The organism is Salinicola aestuarinus, assembly GCF_003206645.1.
Lineage (GTDB): Bacteria > Pseudomonadota > Gammaproteobacteria > Pseudomonadales > Halomonadaceae > Salinicola > Salinicola aestuarinus.
In genome coordinates this window covers 470,870-480,424 of record NZ_PZJP01000001.1, presented here as the reverse complement: position 1 = coordinate 480,424, position 9,555 = coordinate 470,870, and the positions used below count along the sequence as shown (strand labels likewise).

General features: G+C 63.2%; 9 protein-coding genes. 5 read left to right on the top strand and 4 right to left on the bottom strand.

The genetic code is table 11. From position 1 onward, the window contains the following. Together DOM41_RS17350 and DOM41_RS02170 are read left to right on the top strand one after the other, a co-directional pair. The coding region (locus DOM41_RS17350) for a hypothetical protein (RefSeq protein ID WP_157956820.1) at positions 1-315 on the top strand (315 nt) is incomplete at its 5' end. A 76-nt stretch (positions 316-391) separates the two neighbouring features. Continuing rightward, positions 392-1,249 (top strand): tetratricopeptide repeat protein, encoded by an 858-nt coding sequence (locus DOM41_RS02170; protein ID WP_110685190.1) that lies wholly within the window; start codon positions 392-394, stop codon positions 1,247-1,249. Positions 1,250-1,419: 170 nt separating this feature from the next. On the opposite strand, the gene DOM41_RS02165 is transcribed toward DOM41_RS02170, so the two are convergent. From DOM41_RS02165 to DOM41_RS02155, 3 genes are all read right to left on the bottom strand, one after another. Beyond that, complete coding sequence (locus tag DOM41_RS02165; RefSeq protein ID WP_188112347.1) at positions 1,420-2,673, bottom strand: glycosyl hydrolase; 1,254 nt, start codon at positions 2,671-2,673, stop codon at positions 1,420-1,422. 223 nt (positions 2,674-2,896) lie between these two features. Beyond that, a complete protein-coding gene (recG, locus tag DOM41_RS02160; protein ID WP_110685188.1) occupies positions 2,897-4,975 on the bottom strand; it encodes an ATP-dependent DNA helicase RecG in 2,079 nt (692 codons plus the stop codon). Next, complete coding sequence (locus DOM41_RS02155) at positions 4,972-5,892, bottom strand: hydrogen peroxide-inducible genes activator (RefSeq protein WP_110685187.1); 921 nt, start codon at positions 5,890-5,892, stop codon at positions 4,972-4,974. The genes recG and DOM41_RS02155 overlap by 4 nt, the downstream gene beginning before the upstream one ends. Positions 5,893-6,063: 171 nt before the next feature. Here DOM41_RS02155 and DOM41_RS02150 point away from each other — a divergent pair, with 171 nt between their 5' ends. From DOM41_RS02150 to DOM41_RS02140, 3 genes are all read left to right on the top strand, one after another. After that, positions 6,064-6,978: an SDR family oxidoreductase gene (locus tag DOM41_RS02150; protein ID WP_110685186.1), complete on the top strand. Its 915-nt coding sequence runs from the start codon at positions 6,064-6,066 to the stop codon at positions 6,976-6,978. Between the two features lie 410 nt (positions 6,979-7,388). Next, positions 7,389-8,063, top strand: coding sequence for a bacteriorhodopsin (locus DOM41_RS02145; RefSeq protein WP_110685185.1), 675 nt, complete (start codon positions 7,389-7,391; stop codon positions 8,061-8,063). Between the two features lie 51 nt (positions 8,064-8,114). Continuing rightward, positions 8,115-9,008: a Brp/Blh family beta-carotene 15,15'-dioxygenase gene (locus DOM41_RS02140; protein ID WP_110685184.1), complete on the top strand. Its 894-nt coding sequence runs from the start codon at positions 8,115-8,117 to the stop codon at positions 9,006-9,008. Here DOM41_RS02140 and thpR read toward each other — a convergent pair. Further along, a complete protein-coding gene (gene thpR / locus DOM41_RS02135) occupies positions 8,991-9,515 on the bottom strand; it encodes an RNA 2',3'-cyclic phosphodiesterase (RefSeq protein ID WP_157956818.1) in 525 nt (174 codons plus the stop codon). The genes DOM41_RS02140 and thpR overlap by 18 nt on opposite strands. Positions 9,516-9,555: the final 40 nt, after the last annotated feature.

The following is a 9,555-nucleotide window of genomic DNA, read 5'->3' as shown; positions in this document are numbered from 1 at the left end:
GCTGTTGCGGCCTTTGAGCAAGCCGATCATCCGGGGGAAGGTCCTTATTCTATTAACGTGATTATTAACTACCCTGATATTCAGGGAAGCAAAGGCTTTGTTGCCGTTGTCTATCAATTGTCAAATAATGTCCCTGAATTGCTCAGGCGATATGTTATCCAAGATCATCGTGATGGCATAAACCAAGATAATGTTTTTACTGATAGTTCTGGCGATATGGCCAATGGGGTGCCGCTGACACCTTCTCTAAAAGAGGGGGGTGGAATGCTCAGCTTCAATGTTATACTAATGGATTTCCAGACAGCATTAGAATAACCTTGTCCTACTTGAGTAGTGGGTCTGCGGGAACTCCTGGGGATACATTTCAGGTGGCTTTGAACTAGGAGGGAGTATGACGTTTATTAAACAGCTCATGGTGGTGTTGTTTCTGTCTTTGATGGTGGTCGAGGGGGGGTATGCTGCAACTCTAGAAGCTCAATGTTTGAAAAAAAACTATGAAAACCAATCCATCCAAAATTTGCTAAAAAAAGCTAATAATAATGATGGCTTGTCAAGCTGTCTTGTTGGATTGGCTTATGCAAGCGGTGATAAAGGAGTTTCTCAGAGTTTCGAAAAGGCCTTTGAATACTTTGAGAATTCTTATGAAGCAGGTTTTTTGGAAGCTGGGTATTATCTGGGTGTCTTATATCAAAATGGATACGGTGTAAATAGAGATTTTGACCAGTACCTCCAAGACATGACTGCCGCGGGAGAAGCTGGATATCTGCCGGCTCAAAAGCAAATGCTGGATGTGTACCTCTATTCAAAAGCAGGGGTGCAGTTTGCGGATGACGATAAAGCAGCATATTGGTTGAAAAAAGCCTCTATGTCTGGAGATTCATTATCCATGTATGCCCTTTCAACTTTTTATATTGAGGGGCGAGGCGTCTCTCAAAATGAAGAAAAAGCGTTTGAATGGATTATGGAGGCAGTCGAAAAAGACGAAATTATTGCTTACGAGAGAGCCGGCGACTTCTACGCCCAAGGCATCGGCACCGAACAGGATTTAGTTCGCGCCTACATGATGTACGACCTCGGCGGCACGGCGTCTTCCGGCAAAAAGGCAGAGCTGGCGGAACAGATGACTCAGGCGCAGATCGACGAAGCGGTTTCGCTCTCGCGCCAGTGGCAGGAAGAACACAACAGCTACCGCCCCAGCTACCACGGCCTGGAAGCCCACGGCAGCGATGGTCACTACGAGTATCAATGAACCACAAAACGGGTCTCTGCTGCCCGTTTTGTGTGTTCGCGCCACGCTTGGCTCAATCCGCGGTGGGAAGCCATGCCCCGGTTGCCGTAAGCCGCACCCTCTTCCTCATCGAGCCTCCACGGGCCTTCTGATTGCCAACCTGTGGCAATGACACAAGCCATTGCTCAGACTCACTCGAAGGCGAGCCAGTCGAATCCGGGGTAGCCGCCGGTCGTCTCGAGGGTAACGGTGTGCTCTCCGGCCGAGAGGGCGATGGGCGTGGTGACCTCGGACCACATATAGACGCCGCCGGTACTGGGTAGCGAGAGCGTCTGTCGCGTTTCTCCATCGACCCGCAGGCGAACGGCGCCGGCCCCGGCGGCGTAGTTGAGCCTCAGCGAGTAGGACCTGTCTTCCGCGGAACGTACCTGAAAGCTCATGCGCTGTTCGCTATCGTCCTGATCGGAGAAGAGCTGAACGACCGGGCGACCTTCGCCATCGGTGGTGGTGCGGTGGTGCATGCCCGTCATGGTGACGGCGTGTTCGGCCTGGATCGTCGCAGGCAGGGTAGTGTAGGTGTCCGGGCCCTGAATGCCCTGATAGAGCGTGCCGAGCGCTGTCCAGTCGCCGTTATCGTCCAGCAGGTCGATGAGGGTCGGCGTCGGATCACCGTCCGGTACCCGCCCCAGAAACCAGGCATAGCGCTCGACATAGTCCTGTTGCTCCATCCAGCGCACCGTTTCCGCCAGAAAGTCCATCTGGCTTTCCGGCGTCTCTGAACCGTCCCCCTGGTTCTGATTCCATTCCGTCACCCAGAGGGGCTTGCCGTAGCGCGTATGGAACTGCTCGATGTAGGGCGTGAGCCATCTCGACTCCCCCATGTAGGCGTGGATGGCGATACCGTCCACACGACAGCCGGCGCAGGCGTCGAAGAACGCGTCCAGATAGGCAAAGGGGTTGCCGTTGTCGTCGGTGCCGGGAATGTCCACATCGCCCGGGCTGTAGTTGACCGCCGGAGAGAGAAGCTTGAGGCCGTAGTCGTTGGCCACTCGTTCCACCGCCGGCCAGGCCTCGGCGGCCGCCTGCGGGGTGAGGTTGGCCTGATCGATGAAGTTGGGCTCGTTGAAGGCGAGCAGGTAGCGGGTCTCGGGGTGCGCATCGAGATAGCTACGCAGCGCCCCCTCGTCGAAGGCGGCATCGTGCGCCATCGGGACGAATTCGACGTGGTCATCCTGAGCTGTCGTCTCGAGGCTGGCGTCAGGTGACGTCGACCAGTTGTACCACCACGCAATGCGGCCGTTCATGGTGGCCAGGTCTGCCGATGCGATGCCGAAAAAGGCGATGCCGCGCTTGTCACTGGGACCCTCGGCGAGCGCTGCGCCGGCGGTCAGGGTGGTCAGGCTCAGCAGCAGCAGTCCGGTCTTGATGCGGTAGCGAGATAGCATGAATCCCTCCTGGGAGCCGCTCGAAGAGCGGAAAAGACGAATCTTTCGTGGCGACCCGTTGCCGGCGAGAGCGCTAGCAGGGCGACTCCGGTTGCCGGGGTCGCATGGTTGTCCTGGCACGACGATGCGGCGCATCGGGGCGGTGGATGGCGGTGGTGGATGGCGGTGGTGAATAGCGGCGACCCATGGCGGCGCGGTGCTATCCACCGTGGTAGCTCTCGGTTTACACCTGCCCGTAGCGGCCGGCTTCGCTGCCGAGCCAGCGACGGATCAGCGGCTCGACGGCATCGGGGGCTTCGGCGAGCAGCGCCTCGGCCAGTGCGGTGACGGTGTCGAGCAGATCGCGGTCACGCTCTAGGTCGGCGATCTTCATCTGCGCCAGCCCGGTCTGTCGGGTGCCGAGCACTTCGCCGGGGCCGCGCAGTTCGAGGTCTCTCTCCGCGACCTTGAAGCCATCGGTGGTGTCGCGGAGGATACCGAGGCGCTCGCGGGAGTAGTGCGACAGCGGCGGGTGGTAGAGCAGCACGCAGTAGCTCTCGACTCGCCCACGCCCGACGCGACCGCGCAGCTGATGCAGCTGCGAGAGCCCCAGTCGCTCCGGGTTCTCGATGATCATCAGGCTGGCATTGGGGACGTCGACGCCGACCTCGATCACTGTGGTCGCGACCAGCAGATCCAGCTCGCCGGCCTTGAAGGCGTCCATCACCTCCGCTTTCTCGGCGGCCTTCATGCGGCCGTGGACCAGACCGATCTCGAGTGCCGGCAGCGCTTCGCCCAGGGTCTCCCGGGTCACTTCCGCTGCCTGACAGGTGAGCGTTTCGGACTCCTCGATCAGCGTGCAGACCCAGTAGGCCTGACGGCCGTCGGCGCAGGCGTTGCGGATGCGCTCGATCACTTCGCCGCGGCGCTCATCGGGCACCGCCACGGTATGCACCGGCGTGCGTCCTGGCGGCAGCTCATCGATCACCGAAAGATCCAGGTCGGCGTAGGCGCTCATCGCCAGCGTACGCGGAATCGGGGTAGCGGTCATGATCAGCTGGTGCGGCGTAAGGCCGCCGTTCTCGCCTTTCTGACGCAGCGCCAGACGCTGATGCACGCCGAAGCGGTGCTGCTCGTCGATCACTGCCAGTCCGAGTCGCTGAAAGCTCACGTCATCCTGGAACAGCGCGTGGGTACCGACCATGACCTGAGCGCGACCATCCGCAATGGCGGCCTTGGCGTCGAGACGCGCCTTGCCCTTGAGCCGGCCGGCGAGCCAGCCGACCTCGATGCCCAGTGGCTCGCACCAGGCGCGAAACTGGCGAAAATGCTGTTCGGCGAGAATCTCGGTAGGCGCCATCACGGCGGCCTGATAGCCACCGGCAACGGCGGACAGTACCGCCATCGCCGCGACCACGGTCTTGCCCGAGCCGACGTCGCCCTGGACGAGGCGCAGCATCGGCACCTCGCGTTCGAGGTCGCGCCCGATCTCGTCGAGCACCCGGCGCTGGGCGCGGGTGAGCGAGAAGGGCAGCTGGGTCAGAAAGCGCGCCTGCAGGTGACCGCTGCCGGCCAGCGCGGGGGCGCCGTCGGTCTGAATGCGCAGGCGAACCTGGCGCAGGCTCAACTGATGCGCGAGCAGCTCCTCGAGCGCCAGGCGGCGCTGGGCCGGGTGGTGACCTTCCGCAAGGCGCTCCTGCGGGGCATCCGGCGGCGGCTCGTGAAGATAGCGCAGCGACTCGATCAGGCTCGGTAGTCGAAAGCGCCCGCGCAGCGCCTCGGGAATCCACTCGCCCAGCGACTCGGGGGCATCGTGCAGCCGCTTCAGGGCCTGCTGGATCAGCGCCCGCAGCCGCGGCTGAGCGAGTCCTTCGGTGGTGGGATAAATGGGCGTGAGATGTTCGTCCACCGGCGCGGCCTCGCTCTGCACCAGCCGATACTCCGGGTGGTAGATCTCAAGGCCGGTGCTCCCGGCGCGGGCCTCGCCGAAGCAGCGGACCTGCACGCCCTTGGTGAACTGCTGCTGCTGGGCCGGCGAGAAATGAAAAAACCGCAGGCTGAGGATGCCGGAGCTGTCCTTGAGGCGAACCAGCAGGCTGCGGCGCCGGCCGCGGACCACCTCCGCGGCGCGCACCTCACCCTCGACCACCGCCTCGACGCCGGCGCGCAGCGTGCCGATCGGGGTGATCCGGGTACGATCCTGATATCGCAGTGGCAGGTGGAAGAGCAGGTCGACAACGCGTTCGACGCGAAGCCGCGCGAGCTTTTCGGCCATCGCCTCGCCGACGCCGCTGAGCTCGGTGACGCTGACGTCGAGCGTCATGCTGCCTCGGTGTCGTGGTCCTGGGCCTGGGCGATCGCCTGGATGAGCGCGTCGATTGCCTTGGGTCGCGGAAAGCTCGCGCGCCAGGCGAGCGCCACGCTACGCGTCGGTGGCGTGCCGGCGAACGGCCGGCTCTCCAGCAGACCGTTCTCGTAGTGGTTGGTGCCGATGGCGAGCCTGGGCAGCACGGTGATGCCGAGCCCGGAGGCGACCATGTGCCGAATCGTCTCGAGCGAGCCGCCCTCGGCGGTCAGGGTATTGTCGGGGTTGTTAAGCTGAGCGCTGATCGCCGGGCAGGCTTCCAGGATCTGGTCGCGGAAGCAGTGGCCCTCGCCGAGCAGAAGAAGCCGCTCAGTCAGCAGATCCTCCTTGGGAATGGCGGCGCGCTCGGTCCAGGGGTGGTCGCTCGGCAGCAGGATCTCGAAGGGCTCCTCGTAGAGCGTCTTGGTCACCACGTCCGGCTCGTTGAAGGGCAGCGCGACGATGATGACGTCGAGCTCGCCGTTGCGCAGCTTGCGCCGCAGCACGCTGGTGAAACTCTCTTCGATGTAGAGTGACATGCGCGGTGCCAGCTGCGTCAGCGCGGGCACGAGATGGGGAAATAGGTACGGGCCGACGGTGTAGATGGCGCCGATCCGTAGCGGACTGACCAGCTGATCCTTGCCTTCGCTGGCCATCTCCTTGATCAGGGCGGCCTGCTCCAGCACGCGCTGCGCCTGTTCGACGATACGCTCGCCGTGCGGCGTGACCTGAACGGTGGACTTGGAGCGCTCGAACAGCGCCAGGCCGAGCTCCTCCTCGAGCTTCTTGACCGCGACCGACAGCGTCGGCTGGGAGACGAAACAGCGCTCCGCCGCGCGGCCGAAATGGCGCTCTTGAGCCAAGGTTACGATATAACGGAGTTCTGTTAGAGTCATGAGGTGGGCCCGAAAAGCTCCCTATCGGAAAGGATCATCGCCAAGCGCGGTGCACGTCTCTCGAGTGTACGCCTTGAGTCCGTCTCTCGTGGGCATTCGCATCGGCCCGGTTTTTGCCGGTCTCGATACGGGTGTAGCAACATGGATGTTTTACCAAGAGGTCAGGTAAAGGTGAAGAAAACGACATTAATTCTCGGCTGCGGCGATATCGGCACGCAGCTCGGCCAGCAGCTGCTCGATGCGGGACACCGCGTCATCGGCGCGCGACGCAACGCCAGCGTGCTCGACGGCACCGGTATCGAGCCGGTATCGCTCGATGTCGCCAATGAAGCGGCAGTGGCGACGTTACCCGATGCGGATTTCATCGTCTACGCGGTCACCGCCGACCGCTTCGAGGAGTCCGCCTACGAAGCGGCTTACCCGCAGGGATTGAAAACGGTCATTGCCGAATTCGCCCAGCGCGACAACCCGCCCAAGCGGCTCTTCTTCGTCTCCTCGACCAGCGTCTACGCCCAACAGGGCGGGGAAGAGGTCGACGAGACCTCGCCGACCGAGGCCAGCGGCTTCTCCGGCAGCCTGATGCGCGACGCCGAGCAGGCGCTGCTGGATTCCGCTCTGCCCGGCACGGTCGTGCGCTTGTCCGGGATTTACGGCCCGGGGCGCGATCGGCTGATCCGCCAGGTCAAGGAAGGACGCATCGCCGCCGCCAACCCGCCGATGTACTCCAACCGCATCCACCGCGACGACTGCGCCGGCGTTCTGGGGCATCTCATTGGCCTGGCGCTCGACGACAAGCCGCTGGAGCCGATCTACCTCGCCAGCGACGGCGCCGCAGCGCCGCTCCACGAGGTAATGGCGTGGATCGCCAAACGGCTCAAGGTGGAGACGCCGGAGGTCATTCAGTCCCCGCTGCGCCGACGCTCGAGCAAGCGCTGCAACAACGCCCGTCTGATCGCATCCGGCTACCGTTTCCACTATCCCACTTTCCGCGAAGGCTACGAAGACGTCCTGCAGCAGGGCGGGTTTCTCGAGGCGCCGTCGAAGCCCCAGGCGAAGCCCAAAGCCAAACCGAAAGCCAAGATCTGAATCTCGTACCGCACGGATGCCCATCCGTGCGGTATCTGCCCTGTCCCGGCGCATCCGGCTCCCGCCGGCCAAGGCCCTACCACCGACGACTCCCCTGCAGGTTTCCATCGCCAGTCCCTGTCCCAAGTCCCAACCCTAGCGATCTTCACCCCACGCGACGCGTTGACTGCAAGGCCGTCGTGTCGTTCTTTCGTCGAACGTTCGAGACGTTGCCGCGCGGCATTGCCCCGTCGAAGCCAGGCGCAGCGCGGCGCGACCTTGCTTCGTCGAAAAACCATTGCCCTGGACACAGTTTTGCAGCTAACGGAAGCGTCACCTAGCTTTAAGTCTGACTCGTGGGTCTCGATACGTTTCAGCACACGAGACACCCGCCAAGGCGGGGGCCGATACCTAGCAAAGGAGTGCTAATCATGCCTGCTTCCGTACAACTCTCATTCATCGTTGGCTGGATCGCCATGCTCGCCGGGGGGGTAGCGTTCTGGGCGATGAGCCGATCATTGCCGATGAGCGAAAAGCGCCACGGCGTCGCCGCCATGTCGATCGTGTTCGTCGCGTTCGCCAACTACTTCGCCATGGCGATCGGCCAGGGCGACATCATGGTCCACGGCAAGACGGTCTTCATCGCGCGCTACACCGACTGGGTCATCACCACGCCGATTCTGTTGGCGAGCCTTGCGATGATGGCGACGCCGGATCTGAGTCGCGTCCGCACGCTGATCGGCGCCCTCATCGTTGCCGATATCTACATGATTCTTACCGGACTGGTGGGCAATCTTTCAGTCGCGCCCAACAACTATTACTGGTGGGGCATCAGCATGGTCGCGTTTCTCGCCGTGCTGGGCATGATCTGGGGGCCACTGCGTACCGAGGCCAACCAGGGTCACACCGCCGGCGAGTACTCCAAGCTCGCGATGATGCTGACCGTGCTGTGGATCGGCTATCCGATCGTCTGGCTCATCGGTAGCTCCGGCTTTGACTGGATCACGTTGACCGTCGAGAGCTGGCTCTATCTGGTACTCGACGTCACCGCGAAAGTCGGCTTCGGCTTCGTCGCACTGGCCGCTGCGCGTCACGTTCGTCACTGATCTCGCCTACCGACGGGGCGATCGTCGCCCCGTCCTCGAGAGCCTCCTTCCATGCCCGCCCCCTCTCTCCGCCTGCGCCTCATCGCCTTGATGGCGGTCGCCATCCTCGTGGCGCTGGCCGGCGCACAGTGGCACCCCGCCACGACGCTGTCGCTCATCGTGCTGGTCATCGGCGTGGCCGTCGTCGGCCTGCCTCACGGTGCCTTCGACCACGTGGTGGGCCTCCAGCTCATCAGACGCTGGGCGCCGTCCCGCGGTGCGCCTGCGCTTTGGCTCGCGCTCTTTCTGTTCGCCTACCTCGCCCTATCGCTCGCCCTGCTATGGGGCTGGCGGTGCTGGCCGACCCTCGGGCTAACGCTGTTTCTGCTGATGTCGGTAGCGCACTTCGGCACCGACTGGCGAAGCCACCACCCGCTATGGCATCGCCTCGGGTGGGGCGCGCTGGTCATCGCGTCACCCATGGTGTTTCGCGGGGGTGAAGTCGGCGAGATATTTCAGGCCCTGGGCGTGCGCGAGCCGGCGGCCCTAATCGCGACAGGTCGGTTGGCGCTGCTGGCCCTGGTGCCGCTGCTGGCCTGGCGACTTCTCGAGCGCCGCGGCGAGGGGCGGGCCATGCTGATCGCGATAGCGGTGCTTCTAGCGGGGGCGGCGCTGCTCAATCCGCTGATCTACTTCGCCTGCTATTTCTGCTGCTTTCATAGCCCGCTGCATCTGAGCGCCATTCGGCGCGAGTTCAGCGTCGAGACGCTTGCCCAGCTGGTCCGTGTCGCGGCCCCCATCGTCATCGTCACCTGGATCGCCGCGAGCCTCGGCTACGCCTGGATGGGGGAGCACGCGGTGGATTCACCGTTGCTGAAAACCACATTCATCGGTCTGGCGTGTCTGACCGTGCCGCACATGATCGTCGAGTGGTTGAGCGCGCGAGCGTCACTCACTCCTGGCTAGGGTGGTGTAGCGGGAGCCACCGTCGCCGAGCTCGGAGGCGACCAGTGCCAGGTGGTCAAAACGCCAGCGGACGGGTTCGCTCAACGTCGTCTCTGGGGGCGGTCGGTCGGCCTGGCGGACCAGGCTGACGTGTGGGGTGAAATCGCGCTGCGGCGGGGGGAAACCGTGGTGAGAGAGCGCCTGCCAGAGATCGGCCTGCAGCGTCAGCAGCGCGGTTTCGGGTGTGAGGCTGCCGGCCCAGACAATGCGCGGCCTGGGGAAGTGGCCCAGGCGGTCGAGCGTCCAGTCACCGCAAGGCGAGGGCCAACGCTGGGTCAGATCGATCAGGGGAGCGATCCGCGCCGTATCGACGCTACCCAGAAACGCCAGCGTGATGTGCAGGTTCTCCGCCGGTAGCGCATCGCCATCGCCACAGCCTGGGGCCAGGCGATGCGCCTCGTCGGCCAGCGCCCGACGACTGACATCGTCGGGCCACAGTGCGAAGAAGAGGCGGCGAGGGGTGTGCACGATATCGGTTTCCGTTGGCGGCAGCGTTCGACCCGACAAG